The 25,061-nt window shown below is 62.4% G+C and carries 21 protein-coding genes and 2 tRNA genes; 4 read left to right on the top strand and 19 right to left on the bottom strand.

Features of this window, described 5'->3' with window-relative positions; genetic code table 11:
• Positions 1–90: 90 nt before the first annotated feature.
• From dnaB to rnr, 7 genes are all read right to left on the bottom strand, one after another.
• A complete protein-coding gene (gene dnaB / locus H7A76_RS05235) occupies positions 91–1,488 on the bottom strand; it encodes a replicative DNA helicase (RefSeq protein ID WP_185697518.1) in 1,398 nt (465 codons plus the stop codon).
• Positions 1,489–1,612: 124 nt separating this feature from the next.
• A complete protein-coding gene (gene rplI, locus H7A76_RS05230; protein ID WP_007921484.1) occupies positions 1,613–2,059 on the bottom strand; it encodes a 50S ribosomal protein L9 in 447 nt (148 codons plus the stop codon).
• A gap of 21 nt (positions 2,060–2,080) precedes the next feature.
• Positions 2,081–2,980 carry a hypothetical protein gene (locus H7A76_RS05225; protein WP_185697517.1) on the bottom strand — a complete coding sequence of 300 codons (900 nt, stop codon included), beginning with the start codon at positions 2,978–2,980 and terminating at the stop codon, positions 2,081–2,083.
• 36 nt (positions 2,981–3,016) lie between these two features.
• Positions 3,017–3,247: a 30S ribosomal protein S18 gene (gene rpsR / locus H7A76_RS05220; protein ID WP_002551829.1), complete on the bottom strand. Its 231-nt coding sequence runs from the start codon at positions 3,245–3,247 to the stop codon at positions 3,017–3,019.
• Between the two features lie 28 nt (positions 3,248–3,275).
• The gene (gene rpsF / locus H7A76_RS05215; RefSeq protein ID WP_022641809.1) at positions 3,276–3,701 is read right to left on the bottom strand and encodes a 30S ribosomal protein S6; all 426 of its coding nucleotides are present in this window, start codon (positions 3,699–3,701) and stop codon (positions 3,276–3,278) included.
• Between the two features lie 248 nt (positions 3,702–3,949).
• Entirely contained in the window at positions 3,950–4,711 is a 762-nt protein-coding gene (rlmB, locus tag H7A76_RS05210; RefSeq protein WP_022641808.1) for a 23S rRNA (guanosine(2251)-2'-O)-methyltransferase RlmB, read from the bottom strand.
• Positions 4,708–7,314, bottom strand: a complete 2,607-nt coding sequence (gene rnr / locus H7A76_RS05205; protein WP_185697516.1) for a ribonuclease R — start codon at positions 7,312–7,314, stop codon at positions 4,708–4,710. The genes rlmB and rnr overlap by 4 nt, the downstream gene beginning before the upstream one ends.
• 225 nt (positions 7,315–7,539) lie before the next feature.
• Here rnr and H7A76_RS05200 point away from each other — a divergent pair.
• From H7A76_RS05200 to H7A76_RS05185, 4 genes are all read left to right on the top strand, one after another.
• A tRNA-Leu gene (locus tag H7A76_RS05200) sits at positions 7,540–7,626 on the top strand.
• Positions 7,627–7,810: 184 nt separating this feature from the next.
• A tRNA-Leu gene (locus H7A76_RS05195) sits at positions 7,811–7,897 on the top strand.
• Positions 7,898–8,080: 183 nt separating this feature from the next.
• Positions 8,081–9,106: an extracellular solute-binding protein gene (locus H7A76_RS05190; RefSeq protein WP_185697515.1), complete on the top strand. Its 1,026-nt coding sequence runs from the start codon at positions 8,081–8,083 to the stop codon at positions 9,104–9,106.
• On the top strand, positions 9,106–10,665 hold the full coding sequence (locus H7A76_RS05185; protein WP_185697514.1) for an iron ABC transporter permease: 1,560 nt from the start codon (positions 9,106–9,108) through the stop codon (positions 10,663–10,665). Before H7A76_RS05190 ends, H7A76_RS05185 begins: the two co-directional genes overlap by 1 nt.
• Before the next feature lie 46 nt (positions 10,666–10,711).
• Here the strand turns inward: H7A76_RS05185 and H7A76_RS05180 are convergent, their stop codons facing one another.
• The 12 genes from H7A76_RS05180 to H7A76_RS05125 all read right to left on the bottom strand — a co-directional run bounded on the left by H7A76_RS05180 (position 10,712) and on the right by H7A76_RS05125 (position 25,053).
• A complete protein-coding gene (locus H7A76_RS05180; protein ID WP_185697513.1) occupies positions 10,712–12,646 on the bottom strand; it encodes a methyl-accepting chemotaxis protein in 1,935 nt (644 codons plus the stop codon).
• A 139-nt stretch (positions 12,647–12,785) separates the two neighbouring features.
• Entirely contained in the window at positions 12,786–14,078 is a 1,293-nt protein-coding gene (locus tag H7A76_RS05175) for an adenylosuccinate synthase (protein WP_022641569.1), read from the bottom strand.
• Between the two features lie 54 nt (positions 14,079–14,132).
• Positions 14,133–15,320 carry an ATP phosphoribosyltransferase regulatory subunit gene (locus H7A76_RS05170; RefSeq protein WP_185697512.1) on the bottom strand — a complete coding sequence of 396 codons (1,188 nt, stop codon included), beginning with the start codon at positions 15,318–15,320 and terminating at the stop codon, positions 14,133–14,135.
• A 292-nt stretch (positions 15,321–15,612) separates the two neighbouring features.
• Entirely contained in the window at positions 15,613–16,482 is an 870-nt protein-coding gene (gene hflC, locus H7A76_RS05165; protein WP_185697511.1) for a protease modulator HflC, read from the bottom strand.
• Positions 16,482–17,660 (bottom strand): FtsH protease activity modulator HflK, encoded by a 1,179-nt coding sequence (gene hflK / locus H7A76_RS05160; protein ID WP_022641566.1) that lies wholly within the window; start codon positions 17,658–17,660, stop codon positions 16,482–16,484. Before hflK ends, hflC begins: the two co-directional genes overlap by 1 nt.
• 96 nt (positions 17,661–17,756) lie before the next feature.
• Positions 17,757–19,058 (bottom strand): ribosome rescue GTPase HflX, encoded by a 1,302-nt coding sequence (gene hflX, locus H7A76_RS05155; RefSeq protein WP_185697510.1) that lies wholly within the window; start codon positions 19,056–19,058, stop codon positions 17,757–17,759.
• A 12-nt stretch (positions 19,059–19,070) separates the two neighbouring features.
• A complete protein-coding gene (hfq, locus tag H7A76_RS05150; RefSeq protein WP_007921378.1) occupies positions 19,071–19,331 on the bottom strand; it encodes an RNA chaperone Hfq in 261 nt (86 codons plus the stop codon).
• Positions 19,332–19,423: 92 nt separating this feature from the next.
• Positions 19,424–20,395 (bottom strand): tRNA (adenosine(37)-N6)-dimethylallyltransferase MiaA, encoded by a 972-nt coding sequence (gene miaA, locus H7A76_RS05145; RefSeq protein WP_185697509.1) that lies wholly within the window; start codon positions 20,393–20,395, stop codon positions 19,424–19,426.
• Positions 20,395–22,308: a DNA mismatch repair endonuclease MutL gene (gene mutL / locus H7A76_RS05140; RefSeq protein WP_185697508.1), complete on the bottom strand. Its 1,914-nt coding sequence runs from the start codon at positions 22,306–22,308 to the stop codon at positions 20,395–20,397. The genes miaA and mutL overlap by 1 nt, the downstream gene beginning before the upstream one ends.
• A complete protein-coding gene (locus H7A76_RS05135; protein ID WP_221775112.1) occupies positions 22,305–23,732 on the bottom strand; it encodes an N-acetylmuramoyl-L-alanine amidase in 1,428 nt (475 codons plus the stop codon). Before H7A76_RS05135 ends, mutL begins: the two co-directional genes overlap by 4 nt.
• Complete coding sequence (gene tsaE, locus H7A76_RS05130; RefSeq protein WP_185697506.1) at positions 23,732–24,205, bottom strand: tRNA (adenosine(37)-N6)-threonylcarbamoyltransferase complex ATPase subunit type 1 TsaE; 474 nt, start codon at positions 24,203–24,205, stop codon at positions 23,732–23,734. The genes H7A76_RS05135 and tsaE overlap by 1 nt, the downstream gene beginning before the upstream one ends.
• Complete coding sequence (locus H7A76_RS05125) at positions 24,193–25,053, bottom strand: NAD(P)H-hydrate dehydratase (protein WP_185697505.1); 861 nt, start codon at positions 25,051–25,053, stop codon at positions 24,193–24,195. The genes tsaE and H7A76_RS05125 overlap by 13 nt, the downstream gene beginning before the upstream one ends.
• Positions 25,054–25,061 lie beyond the last annotated feature (8 nt).

Raw genomic sequence — 25,061 nt, 5'->3', positions numbered from 1 at the left:
TCCGACGACCATGGTCGGAAATTGGTGGAGGCGTTAATCGCGGGCAAGCCTCGCTCCTACAGGAGCCGCCCGCGATCGGGACGGCGAGTCTTACTCGTCGTCGTCGAAGTTGTAGCTGCCCGGAGCCAGGTTCTCGAAGCGCGTGTACTTGCCGATGAAAGCCAGGCGGACGAAGCCGATGGGGCCGTTCCGCTGCTTGCCGATGATGATTTCGGCAATGCCCTTGTGCTCGGTCTCCGGGTGGTACACCTCGTCCCGGTACACGAACATGATCACGTCGGCGTCTTGCTCGATCGCTCCGGATTCCCGGAGGTCGGAGTTCACCGGACGCTTGTTGGGACGCTGTTCCAGGGAGCGGTTGAGCTGGGACAGGGCCACCACCGGGCAGTTGAATTCCTTGGCCAGGGCCTTGAGGGAACGGGAGATCTCGGAAATCTCGTTGGTCCGGTTGTCGCCGCTGGAGCCCGGGATCTGCATCAGTTGCAGGTAGTCGATCATGATCAGCGCGATATCGCCGTGCTCGCGCACCAGACGCCGGGTCCGGGCACGCATCTCCGAAGGGCTGATGCCTGCGGTGTCGTCGATGAACAGCTTGCGGTCGTTGAGCAGGTTGACCGCCGAGGTCAGGCGCGGCCAGTCGTCGTCTTCCAACTGGCCGGAACGAACCTTGGTCTGGTCGATCCGGCCGAGGGACGACAGCATACGCATGATCAGCGATTCGCCTGGCATCTCGAGGGAGTACACCAGCACCGCCTTGTCGCTGCGCAGTACGGCGTTCTCTACCAGGTTCATGGCGAAGGTGGTCTTACCCATGGACGGACGACCGGCGACGATGATCAGGTCCGCTGGCTGCAGCCCGCTGGTCTTCTCGTCGAGGTCGGTATAGCCGGTGGACAGGCCGGTGATGGCGTCGGACGTGTTGAACAGGGTATCGATGCGGTCGATGGCCTTGGTCAACAGTTCGTTGACGCCCACCGGGCCGCCGGTCTTGGGCCGTGCTTCGGCGATCTGGAAGATCTGCCGCTCGGCCTCGTCGAGGATCTCCTCGGCGGTGCGGCCTTCGGGATTGAAGGCGCTGTCGGCGATCTCGTTGCTGATGCCGATCAGCTGGCGCAGGGTCGCCCGCTGGCGCACGATCTGCGCATAGGCCTTGATGTTGGCGACCGACGGGGTGTTCTTCGCCAGTTCGCCAAGGTAACCCAGGCCGCCGACCTGGGCGGTCTGGCCTTCCTTGTCCAGTTGCTCGGACAAGGTCACCACGTCGATGGGCAGGTTCTGGTCGGCCAGGCGGGCGATGGCACGGAAAATCAGGCGGTGGTCATGTCGATAGAAATCGCCGTCGGAGACCTGATCCAGCACACGCTCCCAGGCGTTGTTGTCCAGCATCAGACCACCGAGCACGGCCTGTTCGGCCTCGATGGAGTGCGGCGGCACCTTCAGGGCAGCGGTTTGCAGATCGTATTGCTCGGGAGCGGAAATATCGTTCATGGCCACTTGGAATTCTAGAGACGGAAATCAGGATCGGCAGAAAGACAAAGGGCACGACCTGTAAACAGGATCGTGCCCGATGTTAACCGTCAGTCACACGAGGTGCCAGACGATTTGGTACTGCTTAAGCAGCCACCACGACAACGCGTACGGTAGCTTCGACTTCAGCGTGCAGGTGCACGGCTACGTCGAACTCGCCCACGTTACGGATGGTGCCGTTCGGCAGACGAACTTCGCTCTTGGCAACTTCAACGCCGGAGGCGGTCAGTGCGTCAGCGATGTCGTGGGTGCCGATCGAACCGAACAGCTTGCCTTCGTCACCAGCGGTGGCAGTGATGGTCACTTCCAGCTCAGCCAGTTGCGCAGCGCGAGTTTCGGCAGAAGCCTTCTTCTCTGCAGCCAGTTTTTCCAGCTCGGCACGACGCGCTTCGAATGCAGCCAGGTTGGCAGCGGTAGCAGCGGTGGCTTTGCCGAAAGGCAGCAGGTAGTTACGGCCGTAACCAGCCTTAACGTTTACCTTATCGCCCAGGTTGCCCAGGTTGGCGATTTTTTCCAGCAGGATCAGTTCCATTTGGTAATAACCTCTTAACTTTTAACCTTCACCGTTCGCAGAACCGTTATCGGCGTCTTTCGGCGCCAAACGACCGCGAAAATCAATCAGGCTGTCGACAATGGCCAGGACCACGAGCAACGGATAGATCAGCTGCATGAACGGCAGCATCGTGATGTACACCCCAACCAGCCAGAACCTGGCCAGTCGCCCTTGCGCCACCAGCCCGTGAATCAGGGCCAGCCCGGCGAAGGCCAGCGGCACACTGCACATCGGCGTCAGCATGGCCAGTTGCGGTCCGAAGCTCGGCCCGACCAGCATGCACGCCAGCAGCAACATCGCTGGCCCAAGGGGAATTCTGATGGCGCGAAATTCGCGACCAAAACCACCCGGGTTATACAACACAGCTTGCCAGTAACGCCCAAGAATCAGGCTCAGCACGCTGATGGCTTGCAGCAAGGCCGCTATCAGGCCGGTCAGGATCGGGGCGATCAGCGTGGCGAGGCGCGCTCGCTCTTCCACCGAAAGCTGCTGGTAGACCTCACCCAAGGCCATCGGCAGGATCTTGATCAGTTCCTGTGACAGCGCTTCGATCTGAGGGCGGAATGCCGCACCCAGGACTCCAGCGAACACCAACCCCATCGCTATGCTGACCAGCAGCACGCGGTTCCAGGATTCGCTTGCGCGTAAAACCAACGCAAGGCTCGAAGACCCCAGCAGCACCAGAAGCGCTCGTGGATCATCGAACGTCAGCCACCAGAGCAACGCCGGCAGCACTCCCAGAGCCAGGACACCCATGGCGTCCTGCAATCCGCGCCGCAACAGCACGAGGCTTGCAGCGGCAGCACCCAACCAATACAACAACGGCAATGCCGAACAACCAGCCACTACCAGAGTGGCCTGCACACGACCGCGCATGATGAACTCAGCTAAGGCGCGCATGCATTCAATCCCTTACTACTTGTCGACTGCCCGGTCTCAGCGGCCGTGGCTGTCGGTGTAGGCCAGCAGGGCCAGGAAGCGGGCGCGCTTGATAGCGGTGGCCAGCTGACGCTGATAACGAGCTTTGGTACCGGTGATGCGGCTTGGAACGATTTTGCCGGTCTCGGATACGTAGGCTTTCAGAGTGTTGAGATCTTTGTAATCGATCTCTTTCACGTCTTCAGCGGTGAAGCGGCAGAATTTACGACGACGGAAGAAACGTGCCATGTGATTGGCTCCTCAAAAGATCCGTGGATTACTCGTCAGCGTTATCGCTGTTGTCGCTGTCATTGCTGTCGTCGCCATCGGCGCTGTCAGCATGCTCAGGACGGTCACGACGCTCACGGCGCTCGCTGCGGTTTTCTTCGGCCTTGAGCATCTCGGATTGGCCAGTGATGGCTTCTTCGCGACGGATGACCAGGTTACGGATCACTGCATCGTTGTAACGGAAGTTGTCTTCCAGCTCAGCCAGGGCTTTACCGGTGCACTCAACGTTCAGCATCACGTAGTGAGCCTTGTGAACATTGTTGATTGCGTAGGCCAGTTGACGACGGCCCCAGTCTTCCAGACGGTGGATCTTGCCGCCGTCTTCTTCGATCAGCTTGGTGTAACGCTCAACCATGCCGCCGACTTGCTCGCTCTGATCCGGGTGGACCAGGAAGATGATTTCGTAATGACGCATGAATGCTCCTTACGGGTTGTAGCCTGCCGCCTGTAAGCGGTCAGACAAGGAGTGAATGACACTTTGTGTGTCTTGCCTGGTCGTAGGCCCCCAAGAAACGAAGGGGTACCTGCCGTGCGGCAAGGGGCGCAATTGTAGAGAAGGGGAAACAGCGGCGCAAGGCAATTGGTGAATATTTGAACAGCAACTAAAAGCCATGGGTCGCAAGCGGCAAGCAATAATACTTGCCGCCCATGACCTACCGCTTGCTACTTGCGCGCGGCCTTGGCCTTGGCGCCGCGCTGGCGCATGGCCTCGAACAGGCAGACGCCCGTGGCCACGGAGACGTTGAGACTGCTGACACTACCGGCCATCGGCAGGCGCACCAGGTAATCGCAGTGCTCGCGGGTCAGGCGGCGCATGCCCTTGCCCTCGGCCCCCATGATGATGATGGTCGGCCCGGTCAGGTCCTGATCGTACAGTTCCTGCTCGGCTTCGCCAGCAGTGCCGACGATCCACAGGCCACGCTGCTGGAGCTTCTCCAGGGTGCGGGCCAGGTTGGTCACCGCCACCAGCGGAATCACTTCTGCAGCGCCACAAGCCACCTTGCGCACGGTTGGCGTCAGGGTCGCCGACTTGTCCTTGGGTACCAGCACCGCCAAGGCCCCCGCGGCATCGGCGGTACGCAGGCAGGCACCAAGGTTATGCGGATCGGTCACACCATCGAGCACCAGCAACAGCGGTGCACCCTCAGTGCGATCCAGCAGCTCATCGAGCATGGCTTCGCCCCAGACCTGGCTGGGGCTGACTTCCGCCACCACGCCCTGGTGCACGCCCTCGACCCAAGCGTCCATTTCACGGCGCTCGGCCTGACCGACCGCAACCCGGTTCTGCCCCGCCAAGTCCAGCAGTACCTGGACCCGGGGATCACTGCGGCCTTCAGCCAGCCAGATCTGCTTGACCCGCTTGGGATGGTGACGCAGCAATGCTTCCACGGCATGTACACCGTAGATCTTTTCCAATTGACTCATGACTTGGCCTTAGGTTTACGCGCCCCACCGCTCTTTGCGCCGGAGCCTGACTTGGACGGCCCCTTGCGATGCTTGGTGGGCTTGGCAGGCTTGTCGAACGCCGGCTTGCCGGACTTTCCAGCCGCGGGCTTGCCGCCGGCCTTGGCCTCGGCCAGCAGCGCCTTCTTCATCTCCCGGCTTTTGCGTACCTCGGCGTTTTTCGCCGCGGCATCGCTGGGACGGTAGGCGTCGGAGGCCTTTTCCTTGCTGGAGCCGCGGCGGGCCGGCTTGGCCGGGCCGCGCTCCTCGACCACCTTGCTCGCCGGCCCGTCGGCCACGCCGCGCTTCTTGTGTCCAACGGGGGCGTTGAAGGTTTTTTCCGCCATTTCGAAGTCGATCTTGCGCTCATCCAGGTCGACGCGCATGACCCGCACTTCCACCGTGTCACCGAGGCGGAAGCTGCGACCCGTGCGCTCGCCCGCCAGGCGGTGGTGCACAGGATCGAAATGATAGTAGTCAGCCGGCAGCGCCGTGACATGCACCAGGCCCTCGACATAGATATCGGTCAGCTCGACGAACAGGCCAAAACCCGTCACGGCGGTGATCACACCCGGGAAGGACTCGCCTACACGGTCCTTCATGAACTCGCACTTGAGCCAGTTCACCACGTCCCGGGTGGCTTCGTCGGCGCGCCGCTCGCTCATCGAGCATTGCTCGCCGAGCTGCTCCAGGATGGCTTCGTCGTACGGATAGATACGCGCCTTGGGAATGCTCGTCGCACCGGCACGACGCACGTGCGGCGTCTCTTGCCGGGAGTGGATGACGCTGCGAATGGCCCGGTGGGTCAGCAGGTCCGGATAGCGACGGATCGGCGAGGTAAAATGGGTATAGGCCTCGTAGTTCAGGCCGAAGTGACCCTGGTTGTCGGCGCTGTATACCGCCTGGCTCAGCGAGCGCAGCATCACGGTCTGGATCAGGTGGTAGTCCGGACGATCCTTGATCTTTTCCAGCAGGGCCTGGTAGTCCTTCGGCGTCGGACCTTCCTTGCCCTTGTGCAAGGTCAGGCCGAGTTCGCCAAGGAAGGCGCGCAGCTTTTCCAGGCGCTCCGGTGGCGGGCCATCGTGCACCCGGTACAACGCAGGGATTTCATGCTTCTTGAGGAATTCGGCGGTTGCCACGTTGGCCGCCAGCATGCACTCCTCGATCAGCTTGTGGGCATCGTTGCGCGCGGTCGGCCGGATCTCCGCGATCTTGCGCTCGGAACCGAAGATGATCCGGGTTTCCTGGGTTTCGAAATCGATGGCGCCACGGGTATGGCGGGCACCCAGCAACACCTTGTACAGCGCGTAGAGCTGCTTGAGGTGCGGCACCACATCGGCATACTCGCCGCGCAACTGCTTGGCTTCGCCGGTCTTGGGATGCTCGAGCATGGTGCTGACCTTGTTATAGGTCAGGCGCGCCTTGGAGTGGATCACCGCTTCGTAGAACTGGTAGTCGGTCATTTCGCCGGACTTGGAGATGGTCATTTCACAGACCATGGCCAGGCGATCGACCTTCGGATTCAACGAACACAGGCCGTTGGACAACTCTTCAGGCAGCATCGGGATCACGCGCTCGGGGAAGTACACCGAGTTGCCGCGCACCTGAGCCTCGGCATCCAGGGCCGAACCGATCTTCACGTAGCTGGAGACGTCGGCGATCGCCACGTACAGCTTCCAACCACCGCCGAACAGGCGCAGCTTGCCGGGCTTGGCTTCGCAATAGACCGCATCGTCGAAGTCCCGGGCGTCCTCGCCGTCGATGGTGACGAAGGGCAGGTCACGCAGGTCGATACGTTTTTCCTTGTCCTTCTCTTCCACCTCCGGCTTGAGCCGGCCGGCCTCCTTGAGCACGGCCTGGGGCCAGACATGGGGGATATCGTAGGTGCGCAGGGCGACATCGATCTCCATGCCCGGCGCCATGTAGTTGCCGACCACTTCGATCACATCGCCTTGCGGCTGGAAGCGCGGCGTCGGCCAGTGGGTGATCTTCACCTCGACGAACTGGCCGATCTTGGCATTGGCGTTGCGGCCCGGGGTCACCAGCACTTCCTGCTGGATCTTCGGATTGTCCGCGACCACGAAGCCGATACCGCCTTCTTCGAAGTAGCGACCCACGATGCTTTCATGGGCACGCGATACCACCTCGACGATCACGCCTTCACGCCGGCCGCGGCGATCCACGCCGGACACCCGGGCCAGAGCCCGATCACCGTCGAATACCAGGCGCATTTGCGCCGGGCTCATGAACAGGTCTTCACTGCCGTCGTCCGGCACGAGGAAGCCAAAACCGTCACGGTGACCGCTGATGCGGCCGAGAATCAGGTCGAGCTTGTCCACCGGTGCATAGGTGCCGCGGCGGGTATAGATCAGTTGAGCGTCGCGCTCCATGGCGCGCAGGCGGCGGCGCAGGGCTTCGAGTTGGTCTTCTGTGGTCAGACCGAACTCTTCCACCAACTGCTCGCGACTAGCTGGCGAACCCCGGTCAGCCAGATGCTGGAGGATGAGTTCGCGGCTAGGAATAGGGTTTTCGTATTTTTCCGCTTCACGAGCGGCCTCGGGATCGAGGGACTGCCAATCGGCCATTAGATAGATTTCACCTTGTCTATATCCCCGTTAGTTTGGCATACGCGTATTGAAACGGGAAATTTCAGGCTTGGACAAAGCCGGAAAACACTTCGTCACTCCCCTGATACCTCCTTGCGTCTACCCCCGGAGCATTTTTTCAAACTTTTTTGAATCCAGGGGTTTACAGCTCAAAACAGCGTCCGTATAGTGCGCGCCATCGACGACACAGACGTCAGCGATACTGCCCAGATGGTGAAATTGGTAGACACGCCAGCTTCAGGTGCTGGTGGCCGCAAGGCCGTGGAAGTTCGAGTCTTCTTCTGGGCACCAATTCAAGAGCTTGAGATTAGATCAATTTCAAGGCTCGGACAAAAACCCGCGAAAGCGGGTTTTTTCGTTCTAAGCCCCTGATTTTATTAAATATTTTATTTAATAAAAACAAAACAGGGGGTTTACAGATCAAAATACTGCCCGTATAGTTCGCCCCATCAACGACACAGACGTCAGCGATACTGCCCAGATGGTGAAATTGGTAGACACGCCAGCTTCAGGTGCTGGTGGCCGCAAGGCCGTGGAAGTTCGAGTCTTCTTCTGGGCACCAATTCAAAGCTTCAGGACCTTTACCTGAAGCCTCACAAAAACCCGCGAAAGCGGGTTTTTGCGTTTCTATGCCCCAAGTTTTCCTTCTCTCTTCCGGGCTCCCCTCCCGCAAAGCGCACATGAGAAACGATATCGTTTATGATTGTTACAAGTTTTTGCAATGCAAGAGTGAGGAAACCTGCGAATGATGTTCAGAAATACCCTCCTACCAACATCCCTTCTGCGTGGCTTGACCATCACTTTGCTGGGATTGACCCTGGCAACCCCCATCACCCAAGCCGCTGAACCCGTGTCCCTGACCCTCTACAACGGCCAGCACAAGGAAGTCGGCGAAGCGATCGCCAAGGCCTTCGAAGCCAAGACCGGCATCCACGTCAATGTTCGCAAGGGCAGCAGCAACCAGCTGGCCAGCCAGGTAGTCGAAGAAGGCGAGCGCTCCCCCGCCGACGTGATCTATTCCGAAGAATCCCCACCCCTGAACAAACTGGGGGAACAGGGCCTGCTGGCCCAGACCGACACCGCCACCCTGGCCGTCCTGCCCAAGGAGTACGTGGCCAGCAACGGCACCTGGATCGGTATCACCGCTCGCGTGCGCGTGGTGGCCTTCAACCCCAAGCTAGTCGCTGAAAAGGACCTGCCCACATCGGTACTGGAATTCTCCCAGCCCCAATGGCAAGGCAAGATCGGCTTCGTCCCCACCAGCGGTGCCTTCCAGGAACAGGCCGTGGCGATCATCAAGCTGCACGGCATGGATGCAGCCGAAGAATGGCTGACCGGACTGCGAGCCTTCGGCAAGGTCTACAGCAACAACATGGTCGCGCTCAAAGCCGTGGAAAACGGTGAAGTGGCTGCGGTCCTGGCGAACAACTACTACTGGTTCGCCCTGCAACGGGAAAGAGGCCAGCTGGACTCCAAGCTGCACTACTTCACCAATGGCGACGCTGGAGGCCTGATCACCGTCTCCAGTGCGGCGGTACTCAAGTCCAGCAAGCATCCCAAGGAAGCCCAGCAATTCCTCGCCTACATGGCCAGCGAAGAAGGCCAGCGCGTGATCACCCAGACCACCGCGGAATATCCGCTGCACAAGGGCATGGAGTCCAACCGCGGGCTCAAGCCCTTCAGCGAGCTGAACCCTCCACGGGTGACACCCGCCGACCTGGGTAATGCCGAACAGGCCCTGGAGCTGGAACGCGATGTCGGCCTGAACTGATGGGCCCTTCGTTTTCCGCCGCACGCGCCCCTCGCGCACTGGGGCGCAAGCCCCCTCCTGCCTGGTTGCTACTACCGGTCCTGCTGTTGGTCTGCCTGAGCCTCTTGCCCCTGGGTTATGTGGTGCTCAAGGCCTGGCAAGCCGGCTGGGCGGAAGCCTGGCACCTGCTATGGCGCCCCTACGTATTCCGCCTGCTACGCAACACGCTGTTGCTGATGCTCGGAACGACCGGCGCCTGCGCGATCATCGGCCTGTCCCTGGCCTGGCTACTGGAGCGCAGCGACCTGCCGGGCCGGAGGATCTGGGGCGTGGTGCTATGCCTGCCATTCGCCGTGCCAGCCTTCGTCAGCAGCTTCACCTGGGTGTCCCTGAGCGCCAGCTTCGAAGGATTGGGCGGGGCGATCCTGGTGATGACCCTCTCCAAGTACCCGCTGGTATTCCTGCCTGTAGCCGCCACCCTACGCAATCTCGACCCATCCCTGGAGGAATCCGCGCGCACCCTGGGGCAGGACCGCTGGGGAGTGTTCTTCAAGATCACCCTGCCCCTGCTCTGGCCATCGCTACTGGCGGGATCGCTGCTGATTGCCTTGCACATGCTGGTGGAATTCGGCGCCCTGTCGATCATGGGCCTGCAGACCTTCACCACGGCGATCTACCAGCAATTCGAGCTGGAATTCAGCAACGCCAACGCGGCGATGCTGTCGGCCGTCCTGCTGCTGTTGTGCCTGGCCCTGCTATGGCTGGAACTGCGGGCCCGCGGCAAGGGTCGGCACGTACGCATCGGTCAGGGAGTCGCCCGCCATGCCGAACAGGTGCGCCTGGGCGCCTGGAGCCTGCCCGGACAGCTCTATTGCCTGGCACTGGCGCTGATCGGCAGCGGCATCCCCCTGGCAATGCTGGCCTATTGGCTGGCGGTAGGTTCATCGGCCGCCTTTCCCATGGCCGCCATCGGCGAGGCCCTGCTTTCGTCCCTGGCGCTCTCCCTTGGCGGCGCGGCGCTGTGCCTGCTGCTGGCGGTGCCGGTGGGCCTGCTGGTGGTGCGCTACAAAGGGCGACTGGCGATCTGGGCCGAACGCCTGCCTTACTTGCTGCACGCCTTGCCGGGCCTGGTGATCGCCCTGACCCTGGTGTACTTCGCCTTGCACTATGTGCCGGCGCTGTACCAGACCTCGGCGCTGCTGCTGATCGCCTACGCCTTGCTGTTCCTGCCACTGGCCCAGGCACCGATTCGCACAGCCTTGAACAAGGCAGCACCACAGCTGGAAGAGGCGGCACGAACCCTGGGAGCTTCGTCGTTCGGGGCCTTTTGCCGGGTCACCCTGCCAATCATCTTCCCGGCACTGGGTGCGGCCTTCGCCCTGGTGTTCCTGGATGCGATGAAGGAACTCACCGCGACCCTGCTACTCAGCCCCACGGGGCTGAACACCCTGGCCACCGCAGTCTGGGCCCATACCTCGAACCTGGAGTTCGCCGCAGCGGCGCCCTATGCGGTGCTATTGATCCTGGTCTCGGGCCTGCCGGTGTACCTGCTAACGACGCGCATGTACTTGAACCGCTGAGAGCAGCCGGCCGATGGCTCGCCAGAGCCATCGGCCAGCACCAACCTCAGGCGCGAAACTGGCCCAGGCTGGCCTTGAGCTGCGCCGCCAGGCTGTCCAGCACCTTGCCGCTGGCGGTGGTTTCCACCACCGCCTGGGCCGCACGCTCGGCCTGGGCATGAATGGTCTCGACCCGTCCACGCACCGCCTGCGCCCCCTGGGCCTGTTGCGCCGCAGCCTGGGTAGCCAGACCGATGGCAGCGTGCACCTGCTCCACCGACGACTGCACCGACTGCTGCAATCGAGCGCTGTCGCGCAGCACCAGCAAGCCTTCACTGGCCTGGCGCCCGGCCTGGCCGATAGCCGCCACTGCTTCGCGCGCACCTTGCTGCAAAGCACCGATATGGGCCTGGATATCGCCGGTGGAACTCTGGGTCTTGCTGGCCAAGGCCCGCACTTCGTCCGCCACCACCGCAAAACCGCGCCCGGTCTCGCCGGCCCGAGCCGCCTCGATCGCCGCATTCAGCGCCAGCAGGTTGGTCTGCTCGGCGATGCCATGGATCACCGTCAGCACCACCTCGATCTGCTCGCTCTGCTGGGCCAAGCGCTCGATCACCTTGGCCCCGGTATCTACCTGCCCGGCCAACGCTTCGATCAAGTTGCCGACCTGTTCCGAAGTCCGGGTGGTCTCATCGGTGGCTTGGCGGATCTCTACCACTTGTTGCAACGCGGCCTGCATAGCCTGGCTCTCCGCCTGGGCCTCGTCAGCCATGTGCGACAGGGCCCGCAGGCTCTCCGCCACCTCGTCGCGCTGAGCCGCGGCCGCCGCATCGGCGCCGGCATTACGCAAGCTCATCGCGCCAATCTCGACCCCGGTGCGCTGTGCCACATCGCCCGCCTCACGGACGATCGGCTGCAACTTGTCGACGAAGCGATTCACCGCCGAGGCCATGTCGCCGATCTCGTCGTTGCTGTTGAGCGGCACACGCTTGGTGAGGTCGCCCTCACCGGCCGCCAGGTCATTGAGCGCGGCAATCAGCAGGTGCAGCTTGTTGACCACCCGCCGCCCCAGCACCACCGCCAGCAACAGCAGCAGCGCCAGGCCCACCAAGGCCAGGCCTACGCCAATCTGCCAACGCAGGGTGGCCGCCGCCTCTTGCACGGTACTGGCAGTGTTGGCCTGCATCTCGGCCGCCGTGCCCTGGGCCGACTGCAGCCGTGAACGCATCGCCGCCGAACTGTCGGCGGAAGCCCCCTTGAGACTGTCGCCAACGAGTTGGTCGCTGCTTGCGATCAAGGCCGTGAAGCGCTGGTCCAACGCCGCGATGTCTGCCTCCACGGAAGCCGTGGATACCCCCATCAGCACCTTGCCGATCTCCACCCCATTGGGATTGATCGAGGCCTCGATGTAGTAGACCGAAGGATCGTTCTTCGCCGCATCCAGGACCTTGTCCAGAGCCCGATCGCCCTTGCCCTTCTCCAGCAGGGCGCGGTTGATGGGGTTTTCACGGTTCAGGTAGCGAGTCAGGTGCGCACCCGTGGCATCGTCATACACCACGAAGAGCACGCTAGGATTGCGCTGGGCCCGCCGCGCGAACTCGGACAAGGTTGGCACATCGTTGTCCCACATGGCCCGAGGCGCCACCGAGGCCAGCAACTGGGCCATATCGTTGGCGGAATCCTTCAGGTCTTTCTCCAGCGCGTCGCGCAGCTGTACCTGCTCCTCCTTGAGCCGCGACGACAAGCCAGCCGTGAGCCGCTGGCGAGTACTGGCGGACAGGCTCTCCAGGCTGGAGGTGACCTCCTTGCCCGCCTGCTCCAGTTCCCCCGCAAGCTTCTGGCTGTCACCGCCCAGGCGCGAAGCCAGGTTTGCCTCCAGGGCTGTCACCGTGCTCCGGGTCAGGGCGACGGCGACCAGCACCTGCACCAAAAGGGCGATACCAAGAGTAACGAAAACAGGCCGTAGTAAACGGCTTTGTAACAGTGAGAGAACGGCCGACACAGGAAATCCCTCTACTTTTGACGCCATTATTCTGATGGCACTCTAGAAGTGGATTCCCCAGCAAGGGTCGTGCCGTGCAGCAGGCAGAAACGACAAAGGGCCCCATGAGGAGCCCTTTGCTTGCTACATCAACAGCTTATCAAGCGAACGGATGACGCAGGACGATGGTCTCGTTGCGGTCCGGGCCTGTCGAAATAATGTCGATCGGCGCGCCGACCAGCTCTTCGATGCGCTTGATGTAGGCCAAGGCGGCAGCCGGCAGCTCTTCCAGGGTCTTGACGCCCAGGGTCGACTCGCTCCAGCCCGGCATCTGCTCGTACACCGGCTCCAGGCCAATGTAGCTGTCAGCGTCGGTTGGCGCGTCGATGACTGCACCATCCTGGTTCTTGTAGCCAACGCAGATATTGATGGTTTCCAGGCCGTCCAGTACGTCCAGCTTGGTCAGGCACAAGCCAGAGATGCTGTTGACGTCGATGGCGCGACGCAGGATCACGGCATCGAACCAGCCGCAACGGCGGGCACGGCCAGTGGTGGCACCGAATTCATGGCCACGCTTGGCCAGGAAGGCACCGACGTCATCGAACAGCTCGGTCGGGAACGGGCCCGAACCAACACGAGTGGTGTAGGCCTTGGTGATGCCCAGGATGTAGTCGATGTACATCGGGCCCACTCCGGAGCCGGTGGCAATGCCGCCAGCGGTGGTGTTGGAGCTGGTGACGTACGGATAGGTACCGTGGTCGATGTCCAGCAGCGAACCCTGGGCGCCTTCGAACATGATGTCCTTGCCGTCGCGACGCAACTGATGCAATTCGGCGGTGACGTCGAGCATCATCGGCTTGAGCTGCTCGGCGTACTCCATGCACTCGTCCAGGGTCTTCTGGAAGTCGATGGCTGGCTCTTTGTAGTAATTGACCAGGACGAAGTTGTGGTAGTCCAGCAACTCGCCCAGCTTGGCGGCGAAACGCTCGCGGTGGAACAGGTCGCCGATGCGCAGGCCACGGCGAGCCACCTTGTCTTCGTAGGCCGGGCCGATGCCACGACCGGTGGTGCCGATCTTGGCTTCGCCACGGGCTTTCTCCCGGGCCTGGTCCAGCGCCACGTGGTAGGACAGGATCAGCGGGCAGGACGGGCTGATGCGCAGGCGCTCGCGTACCGGTACGCCTTTTTCTTCCAGCTTGACGATTTCACGCATCAAGGCATCCGGAGCCACCACCACGCCGTTGCCGATCAGGCACTGCACGCCTTCGCGCAGCACGCCGGACGGGATCAGGTGCAGAACGGTCTTCTCACCGTCGATCACCAGGGTATGGCCGGCGTTGTGGCCACCTTGGTAGCGCACTACGGCGGCGGCATGTTCGGTCAGCAGATCAACGATCTTGCCTTTGCCCTCATCACCCCACTGGGTGCCCAGGACTACGACATTCTTACCCATAACATTTGTCCTCATTCGCGCAAACTTGGTGCCGGCGAGCGCCGGCAGGAAAACTCAGGAAACCAGTGGCAATACTTGCCAAATACCATCTTGCTGAACCAATTGCCGGTCGCAGTCCGCTTCCGCGGCGGCGGCCAGGGGCTGCCCTGGCAGGGCCTGGACCACGCGCTGGCCTTCGCTGCGCAGCTGGCAGACGGTCCGCCAGAGCGTTGCGTCGGTGTTATCGGGCATCCAGATACCACCCGACGGCAATTCGATCTCGGCACGCCCCAGGGTCACCAGGGTCTTGAGGTCGGTGGAGAAACCGGTAGCCGGCCGGGCACGCCCGAAGTCCGCACCGATGTCATCGTAACGACCGCCCTGGGCGATGGATTGACCCACGCCAGGGACGAATACCGCGAACACCACGCCGGTGTGGTAGTGATAGCCACGCAGTTCGCCAAGATCGAAATACAGCGGCAGATCCGGGAAACGCACCGACAGGCGCTCGGCAATCGTCAGCAGTTCATCCAGGGCCACCAGCACCGGGGTCGGCGCACCGGCCAGGCGACGGCGAGCGTCGCTCAGTACCTCACGGCTACCGCACAGGTCCACCAGGGAACGCAGCATCTGCGCCAGGTCCGCCGGCAGCCCTTCGGTCAGGCTGATGACTTCATCGATCGCCTTGCGCTGCAAGGCGTCGAACAATTGTTGCTCCACGGCGCCGGACAGGCCGGCAGCCTGGGCCAGGCCACGGTAGATACCCACGTGGCCCAGGTCCATGTGCACATCCGGCACCTCGGCCAGCTGCAGCATGGCCAACATCAGGCTGATGACCTCGACGTCGCTGCTTGGGCTGGCGTCGCCGTACAACTCGGCACCCAACTGGATCGGGCTACGGGAAGTCGACAAGGCCCGCGGCTGGGCATGCAGCACACTGCCGGCGTAGCACAGGCGGCTCGGCCCTTCACGACGCAGGGTGTGGGCGTCGATACGCGCCACTTGTGGCGTGATGTCGGCACGGAATCCCATCTGCCGGCCCGATTGCGGATCGATGACCTTGAAGGTGCGCAGGTCCAGGTCCTGGCCGGCGCCCGTCAACAGGGACTCCAGGTATTCGATATGGGGAGTGACGACGAACTCGTAACCCCAGCTCTGAAACAGATCCAACACCTGACGACGCGCCACTTCGATGCGCGCCGCTTCCGGCGGCAATACTTCTTCGATGCCATCTGGCAGCAGCCAGCGGTCTACCGTTGCCATTACGCCATTCCCCTATGGTCCGGGCGGCAAGCCTGGGGCCAGCCTTAGAGTGAAGCAGAAAACAGTCGCATCCGACGCGAGCTCAGCCGGACAGGCAGCCAGAAATCGGCTGTACAGACCCTTTTCCTCGAAAAATCCCGCCGGACTCTTGAACGAGCCACGGCCAATCAAACATGCAGACGCAAAAAAGCCGGGAATTTCCCGGCTGCCGCATCATACACCCGTTTTCCCAAAGGATCACCCCGCGAGGCATTTTAGCCGCCCGGCGGGGTGCTCCAGGGTCAGGGACGGATCAAGGCTTGGACTTTTCCAGGTAGTGGAAAAAGTCGCTGCTTGGGTCCAGCACCATGACGTCGGATTTGTTCGCGAAGCTTTCACGGTAGGCACGCAGGCTACGGTAGAACGCGTAGAACTCCTGGTCCTGGCCGTAGGCCTTGGCGTAGATCGCTGCCGCCTGGGCGTCACCATCACCACGAATCTCCTCGGACTCACGATAGGCTTCGGCCAACAGCACCCGACGCTGACGATCGGCGTCGGCACGGATGCCTTCGGCCAGCTCGTTACCCTTGGCACGGTGCTCGCGGGCCTCACGCTCACGCTCGGTGCTCATCCGCTCGAACACGCTGCGGTTCACTTCCTTGGGCAGGTCGATCGCCTTGACCCGGACATCCACGACTTCGATGCCCAGCTCTTTCTCCGCCATCTTGTTCAGCGAGCCGGTGATGTCGGCCATCAGCGCATCGCGCTCGCCGGACACCACCTCATGCAGGGTGCGCTTACCGAACTGGTCACGCAGGCCCGACTCCAGGCGGCGGGACAGGCGCTCGTCAGCGATCTGCTTGAGACCGGAAGTCGCGGTGTAGAAACGCTCGGCGTCCTTCACTCGCCACTTGGCGTAGGCATCCACCATCACGGCTTTCTTTTCCAGGGTCAGGAAGCGCTGAGTCGGTGCGTCCAGAGTCATCAGGCGCGCATCGAACTTACGCACCTGGTTCACGTAGGGCACTTTCACATGCAGGCCAGGCTGGACATCGGCCTGGACCACACGACCGAACTGCAGCAACACCGCGCGCTCGGTCTGAGCCACGATGTAGAAGCTGTTCCAGGCAACCACCGCCACGACTACACCCACGATCAGGGCGATCAGCGATTTATTGCTCATCAGCGACTCTCCCTAGAACGCGTCTGCTGCTGTTGCTGCATATGCTCAACCGCCGCGCGCGCATTCGCTTCATTGCTGGAGGTAGAAGCAGAGCCCGTTACCGAGGAGCCACCGCTACGACCACTGTCGATCATCTTGTCCAACGGCAGGTACAGCAGGTTGTTCTGCCCGCCCTTGCCACCGGTCACCAGCACCTTGCTGGTATTGCTGAAGACTTCCTGCATGGTGTCCAGGTATAGGCGCTGGCGAGTGACCTCTGGCGCCTTGCGGTACTCGGCAACCAGCTTGGTGAAGCGATCGGCCTCACCCTTGGCGCGCGATACCACTTCGTCGCGGTAACCGTTGGCATCCTCGAGGATGCGCTGGGCCTGGCCGCGAGCTTCAGGAACCACGCCGTTGGCGTAGGTTTCAGCCTGGTTGCGCGAACGCTGCTCATCTTCACGAGCACGGATCACGTCGTCGAAGGCTTCCTGCACTTCACGCGGGGCCGCTGCGCTCTGTACGTTCACCTGGGTCACGGTAATACCGGTGCGATAGTTGTCGAGGAAACGCTGCAGACGCTCCTTGATCTCGCTGGCCATGAGTTCACGCCCCTCGGTCAACACCTGGTCCATGGCGGTGGAACCCACCACGTGACGCAAGGCACTGTCGGTCGCGTGTTGCAGGCTGATCTCCGGCTGGTCGACGTTCAGCACGAAGTCCTGCAGGTTACTGATCTTGTACTGCACGGTCAGCGGCACCTCGACGATGTTCTCGTCCTCGGTCAGCATCTGGCCCTGCTTGGTGTAGGCACGCTCACGCGTGACGTTTTCCATGTACTTGCGATCGATCGGCGGGAAATAGATGTTCAGGCCCGGGCCAACGGTCTCGTAATACTTGCCGAAGCGCAGCACCACGGCCTGCTCCTGCTCGTCGACGACGTAGACGGCGCTGTACAGCCATGCCGCCGCCAACACCACCAGACCAATACCCAGCAAGCCGAAACCACCACCCTTGCCGGAGCTGGGGCCGTCATCACCACGTTTCTTGCCACCACCGAACAACCCATTCAGGCTTTCCTGCAGCTTACGGAAGGCCTCGTCGAGATCTGGCGGGCCCTTGCGATCGCCGTTATTGCGGCGCTTACCGCCCCAAGGGTCCTGATTATTCGAGTTGCCACCCGGCTCATTCCAAGCCATAGCGCTCTCCATCTGATAAAGCAAAGACGCGCCCACGGCGCGCCGGCCAATGCTACAGAATGCCTGCTACAGCGGCACAACCGCATGCCCAGGCTTTTATTGCAAAGTGTGTTGCTCGATGAAGTCCGACGGTTGCCATCCTTCGCGACTGACCAGCCGATTCAACTCGGCACGGGGCAGGCGAACGGCCAGCAAACTGACACCCTCGTCGTCGTGATCTTCTTTCTGCACAGCGTTCAACTGGAAAAACTGTGCTCGCAGTCGAGCAAAACGCTGGGGCAAGCGCAAGGTGCCCACGAACAAATCTTCCCCCAAAAGCTCGGCGATGGCCTGCTTGAGCAGATCCAGGCCCTGCCCGTCGCGAGCCGACAGCCAGACCCGCTGCGGCTTGCCATCGGGATCACGCTGGATCTGCGGTTCAACCCCCTCGAGCAAATCGAGTTTGTTATAGACCTCCAGGATCGGCAAGTCTTGAGCCCCGATCTCCCCCAGCACCACCATGACCTGCTCGATCTGGGCCATGCGCTCGGGCTCATGGGCGTCGATCACATGCAGCAGCAAATCAGAGTTGCTCGACTCTTCGAGCGTCGCACGGAACGCCTCGACCAGCTTGTGCGGCAAGTGGCGAATGAAGCCCACGGTATCGGCCAGCACGATCGGCCCCAAGTCATCCAGCTCAAGTCGGCGCAAGGTAGGATCGAGGGTGGCGAAAAGCTGGTCTGCCGCGTAGACATCGGACACGGTGACAGCATTGAACAGGGTGGATTTGCCGGCGTTGGTGTAACCCACCAGCGACACCGAGGGGATATCGGCCCGTTTGCGGCCACGACGAGCCTGCTCACGCTGGCTGCGGACCTTTTCCAGGCGAGCCTTGATCTGGCGCAAACGCACTCGTAGCAGACGCCGGTCTGTTTCCAGCTGGGTTTCCCCCGGCCCACGCAGGCCGATACCGCCTTTCTGCCTCTCGAGGTGAGTCCAACCGCGCACCAATCGGGTGCTCATGTGCTCAAGCTGAGCCAGTTCGACCTGGAGCTTGCCTTCATGAGTACGGGCTCGTTGAGCGAAGATATCGAGAATCAGCCCCGTGCGGTCGATCACGCGACACTCGAATGCGCGTTCGAGGTTGCGTTCCTGGCTGGGCGTGAGGACGTGATTGAAAATCACCAGGTCTACCTGTTCGGCTTTGACCAGGTCGCGTAACTCATCGACCTTGCCGCTGCCAATCAGGTATTTGGCGGTTGGCCGATGACGCGGCACGCTGATAAACGCGACGGTCTCGGCGCCGGACGATACTGCCAGCTCCTGAAACTCCTGCGGATCTTCGCGCGCCTCAGGGTCCTGACCTTCCAAGTGAACGAGAATGGCTCGCTCACCACCACCGTGGCGCTCAAAGAACAAAGGAGACTCCTATCAGGCGTTACCTGGCTCAGCGTCACCCTGTTCGGATTCGGATGCGCTAGGCAGGCGAATCGGGCGAACTGGAACCACTGTCGAGATAGCGTGCTTGTAGACCATCTGGCTGACGGTGTTTTTCAGCAGGATGACGAATTGGTCGAAGGACTCGATCGTGCCTTGCAGCTTGATGCCGTTGACCAGATAGATGGAAACCCCAACTTTCTCTTTACGCAATGTATTCAAGTAAGGGTCTTGTAGCGAATGCCCTTTTGACATGTGCCGCACTCCTTTAAGGATCAATAATAAAAACCGGAAAACAGATGACCAAAGCCGTCACACCCCCAAGGATAGACGGCAATTGCAAGGACTCAGCCCAATATGGAGATCGTCCCTAAGTATTTCAAGGCGCGTGGCAGATTGTCGCAATCCAAGCTGTCCAACCATTGCAGGCCGGACCAGCTGCGTAACCAGGTAAACTGGCGTTTCGCCAATTGGCGCGTGGCGATGATGCCTCGCTCCTGCATTTCGGCGAACGTCAACTTGCCATCCAGGTGATCCCAGACTTGGCGGTAGCCCACTGCACGTATAGACGGCAACCCGGCATGCAGGTCACTTCTCGAACGCAGAGCTACGACCTCATCGATGAATCCCTGTTCCAACATTTGTGTGAATCTTTGTGCAATACGTTGGTGCAGTACCTGGCGATTCGCCGGAGCGATGGCCAGATTGGCGACAGTATAGGGCAATTGGCCGTGTCCCGAAGCGCCTGCTTCGGTACTTTGCGCCAATTGACGCTGACGATGGGCCGTCATCGTCAGGCCACTGGCCCGATAGACCTCCAATGCCCGGGTCAAACGCTGGGGATCATTGGGATGGATCCTCGCCGCGGATTCCGGGTCCACCACCGCCAACTGCTCGTGTAGCGCCTGCCAGCCAAGACGCGCCGCCTCTTCTTCCAGCTCGGCGCGGATCCGCGGATCCGCCGGCGGCATATCCGCCAGGCCTTCGAGCAGCGCCTTGTAATACAGCATCGTGCCCCCCACCAGCAGCGGGATCTTGCCCCGAGCGGTGATATCGGCCATCGCCGCCAGGGCATCGGTACGAAAATCCGCCGCCGAATAACTTTCGGCCGGGTCGAGGATATCGATCAGGCGATGGGGAAACTGCGCCAGCAGCTCCTTGGAGGGCTTGGCGGTGCCGATGTCCATGCCGCGATAGACCAGCGCCGAGTCGACACTGATCAATTCGCAGGGCAATACCTTGGTCAACTCGATGGCCAGGTCGGTCTTGCCCGCCGCGGTCGGGCCCATCAGGAAAATCGCGGGAGGAAGCTGGGTCATCAACGGCCGCGCAAAAAGAGTTTGTCCAGGTCGTCCAGGCCCATCTGGGTCCAGGTCGGCCGGCCGTGGTTGCACTGGCCGCTGCGCTCGGTGTTTTCCATGTCGCGCAGCAGTGCGTTCATCTCCGGAATGGCCAGGCGCCGGTTGGCGCGCACGGCGCCATGGCAGGCCATGGTTCCCAGTAGTTCGTTGAGGTGGGCCTGGATACGATCACTGGTACCGTATTCCATCAGGTCGGCCAGTACGTCCTGCACCAGGCGGTTGGCCTCGGCCTGCTTGAGCAACGCGGGTATCTGCCGAATCGCCAGGCTCTCGGGGCCCAGGCGCTGCAATTCGAAGCCCAGGCGCTGGAACCACTGGGCGTGTTCCTCGGCGCAATCGGCTTCGCGTTGGCTCAACGCCAGCGATTCAGGCACCAGCAGCGGCTGGCCACTGAGCCCTTCGCTGGCCATGGCCACCTTCAGCCGCTCGTACATGATCCGCTCATGGGCGGCGTGCATGTCCACCAGCACCAGGCCAATGGCGTTCTCGGCCAGGATATAAATGCCCTTGAGCTGGGCCAGGGCGTACCCCAGCGGTGGAATGTCGCCCTGGCTTTGCGGCAATACACCACTTGCGCTCGGGGCAGTTTCCAGCGGCGCATAGAACTCGCGGTAGACCGCCTGGCTCTCCCCGGCATTCACCGGCTGCGCCGGACGCGGCGTGTACTGATATTGATAACCCGCACCCGCTCCGCTCGAGGAAAACGCCGGACGCTGCTCACCCTGGGGCTGTTCGAGTACCGGCGAAGCCAGGCGCATCTCGCCCTGGGGCCCGAACTCACCCGCCTGCAGGCCGGTCGGGCGGACCATCTCGGCAGTCGAGGCGGGAGCCGCCAGCTGGTCCTCCGGACGCACGTCGGCCAGGGCCCGGTGCAGGGTGCCATACAGGAAGTCGTGGACCATCCGCCCTTCGCGAAAGCGCACTTCGTGCTTGGTCGGATGCACATTGACGTCGACCCCGGTGGGATCGAGCTCGAGGAACAGCACGAACGTCGGGTGCCGGCCGTTGAACAGCACGTCACGGTAGGCCTGGCGCACCGCATGGGCCACCAGCTTGTCGCGCACCGCGCGGCCGTTGACGAAGAAGTACTGCAGGTCCGCCTGGCTGCGCGAGAACGTCGGCAAGCCGACCCAACCCCACAGGCGCAGGCCGTTGCGCTCGACCTCGATCGGCAGCGCCTGCTCGAGGAAGCCCGGGCCGCAGATGGTACCCACGCGCCGGGCCCGGGCCATCTCGTCGACGGCCTCGTGCAGGCTGAAGATGGTCTTGCCGTTGTGGCGCAGGTGAAAAGCCACGTCGAAGCGCGCCAGCGCCAGGCGCCGGATGACCTCTTGCAGATGGTCGAACTCAGTCTTCTCGGCCTTGAGGAACTTGCGCCGGGCCGGGGTATTGAAGAACAGGTCGCGCACCTCCACCGAAGTGCCGACCGGATGCGCCGCTGGCTGCACCCGTGGGGTCATGTCGCGGCCTTCGGTTTCCACCTGCCAGGCCTCGCTGGCCTCGGCGGTACGCGAAGTCAGGGTCAGCCGGGCCACCGAACTGATCGACGCCAAGGCCTCGCCGCGAAAACCGAGGCTGAGCACGCCTTCGAGATCTTCCAGCTCACGAATCTTGCTGGTGGCGTGGCGCGCCAGGGCCAGCGGCAAGTCGTCAGGCGCTATACCACTACCGTTGTCACGTACCCGCAACAGCTTCACGCCACCTTGCTCGACCTCCACCTCGATCCGCCGCGCGCCGGAGTCCAGGCTGTTTTCCAGCAATTCCTTGGCCACCGAGGCCGGGCGCTCGACCACCTCACCAGCGGCGATCTGGTTGGCAAGGCGCGGGCTGAGCAGCTCGATGCGCGAACTACCGAATACCGATTCACTCATTCCTTGGCCGCCAATTCAGTACCGGGGATGGTCAGGACCTGCCCCACTTTCAATTCATCACCCTTGAGGTTGTTGGCACTGCGCAAGGCAGCGGCCGGAACCTGGTAGCGCACCGCGATCATGGCCAGGGTTTCTCCCGGGTTGACCCGGTGGTCACGGGGACCCTGGGCGATCTTTCCGGAATCCCGCAGCCAGGCGATATAGGTGCCTGGGGGCGGATTCTGCTGGAAGAACTGTCGCACGCCGCTGCTGATGGAGCGCGCCAGGGCCTGCTGGTGGCTGGCAGTGGCCAGCTTGGAGGCCTCGTTGGAGTTGGAGATGAAGCCGGTTTCCACCAGGATCGAAGGAATGTCCGGTGACTTGAGCACCATGAACCCAGCCTGTTCCACCCGCTGCTTGTGCAGAGGCGTGACCCGGCCGATGTTGTTCAACACCTTCTGCCCGACGTTCAGGCTGGAGGTCAGGGATGCGGTCATCGATAGGTCCAGCAGTACCCCGGCCAGCATCCGGTCCTTGTCATCGAGGCTGACATTGCCGGCACCACCGATCAGGTCGGAACGGTTCTCGCTGTCCGCCAGCCAGCGCGCGGTTTCCGAAGTGGCGCCGCGCTCGGACAGGGCGAACACCGAAGCACCGAAAGCCGCCGCGGACGGCGCGGCGTCGGCGTGGATCGAAACGAACAGGTCGGCGCCCTTCTTGCGGGCGATCTCGGTCCGGCCACGCAGAGGGATGAAGTAGTCGCCGGTACGGGTCAGCTCGGCACGGTAGCCCTTGACGCCGTTGATCTGGCGCTGCAGTTCGCGGGCGATGGACAGCACCACGTCCTTCTCGTGCTGGCCGCGGGAGCCGGACGCGCCCGGGTCCTCGCCGCCGTGGCCGGCATCGATCACCACGATGATGTCGCGTTTACCCGCCGGGGCCGGAGGCAGCTTGATCGCCGGTTCTGCCGGCGTGACAGGCACCGCCGGGACGGTGGCCACGGCTGGCGGCGGCGCAGTCGGCGGCGCTGCGTCGGCCGGGTTGTCGAACAGGTCGACCACCAGGCGGTTGCCGTACTGGGCATTGGGGGCCAGGGTGAAGCTCTTCGGCGTGACGGCCTTCTTCAAGTCCACCACTACCCGCAGGTCCGTGGGGGTACGCTGCGCCGAGCGCATGGCGGTGATCGGGGTATTGGCCGTGGCGACATTCAGCGAACCACCTAGGGTGGCGCCATTGATATCGATCACCAGACGATCCGGGGCCGTGAGGGTAAAGACGCTGTGTTGAACCGGGCCGGACAGGTCGAATACCAATCGCGTGTTATCCGGTGCCCGCCAGAGGCGGACGCTGCGAACCTGTGTAGCGGCCACAGCATCGACGGCCAATGCCGTAAGCAATAGTCCTACGACAGCAACCAACGCGCGAATGCGCATACCTAACCCCATCAATTATTGAATTCCAACGCCAAAGCGGCACACCAGGACTCGCCTCGCGAGCCTTGAGACAATAGATGTACGCAACGCCCATTATTTTGCGGGGTAATGGTAATGGTCAGGTCGGGCTTTGGCAAAAAGCCTGCACCGCGCTGGGGCCACTCCAGGAGGCACAGGGCATCGCCTTCGAAATAGTCGCGGATCCCCAGGTACTCCAGCTCCTCCGGATCGACCAGGCGATACAGATCGAAGTGGAAGGCCCGCACCGCACCAACCTCATAAGGCTCGACCAGGGTGAAGGTCGGGCTCTTCACCGCGCCAGTGTGGCCCAGGCCGCGGATGATCCCCCGGGACAGCGTGGTCTTGCCCGCCCCCAGGTCCCCTTCGAGAAAGATCACCCCCATGCCACCGGTGATTCGAGCAATGCGTGCACCAAATTCCACCATGGCCTGTTCGTCGGCCAGATAAAGGGTTAACTCAGACACGGTGCTTGCTCCTCCAACAACTGACGAATGGCTGGAATCAGATCACTGGCCGCCAGCCCACGGCCCATTTTTCCTTGCTGCTCGCCGGCACTGGCATGCAGCCAGACCGCCAGGCAAGCTGCCTCGAACGCCGGCAGGCCCTGGGCCAGCAGCGCACCGAGCAAACCCGCCAGGACATCGCCCAGGCCGGCCGTAGCCATCGCCGGATGCCCAGCATCGCAGCGGGCCAAACGCCCATCGGGGCTGGCCACCAGGCTGCCCGCACCCTTGAGCACCGCCACCACACCATACTTGCGACTCAAGGCAAGGGCCGCCGCCGGGCGATCGGCCTGGATATCCGCAGTGGCCAGCCCCAGCAGTCGCGCCGCTTCCCCCGGATGCGGGGTCATCACGCTGCCGCTCGGCACCTGCAGGCCACCCAGGGCCAGCAGGTTCAGGGCATCGGCATCCCAGACCTGGGGCAACCGTGCATTGGCCACCGCCGATAGCAGGCTGCGCCCCCACGCGCCCTGGCCCAGGCCAGGACCGGCGACCACCACCGTGGCCCGGGCCAGCAGCTCCATCAACTGGTTGGCCGAGTGCGTACCCCGGGTCATGACCTCGGGCAGCCGGGCGCCGGCTGCCGCCACGTGTTCGCTGCGAGTGGCCAGCGACACCAGGCCCGCGCCGCCGCGCAAGGCACTTTCGGCCGCCAGCAGCGCGGCGCCGGCAAACCCTCGGTCGCCACCGATCAACAGCACATGGCCGAACTGGCCTTTATGGGCGTCCATTGGACGGGCAGCCAGGCGCGGCAACTGACCGGCCGTCAGCGGCTGGATGTCTGGCAAGGGGTGTTTTGTCTGCGGCATGCGTCTTC

The organism is Pseudomonas sp. MSSRFD41, assembly GCF_014230245.1.
Classification (GTDB): Bacteria; Pseudomonadota; Gammaproteobacteria; order Pseudomonadales; family Pseudomonadaceae; genus Aquipseudomonas; species Aquipseudomonas piscis.
This window is presented reverse-complemented; position numbering and strand designations above follow the sequence as displayed.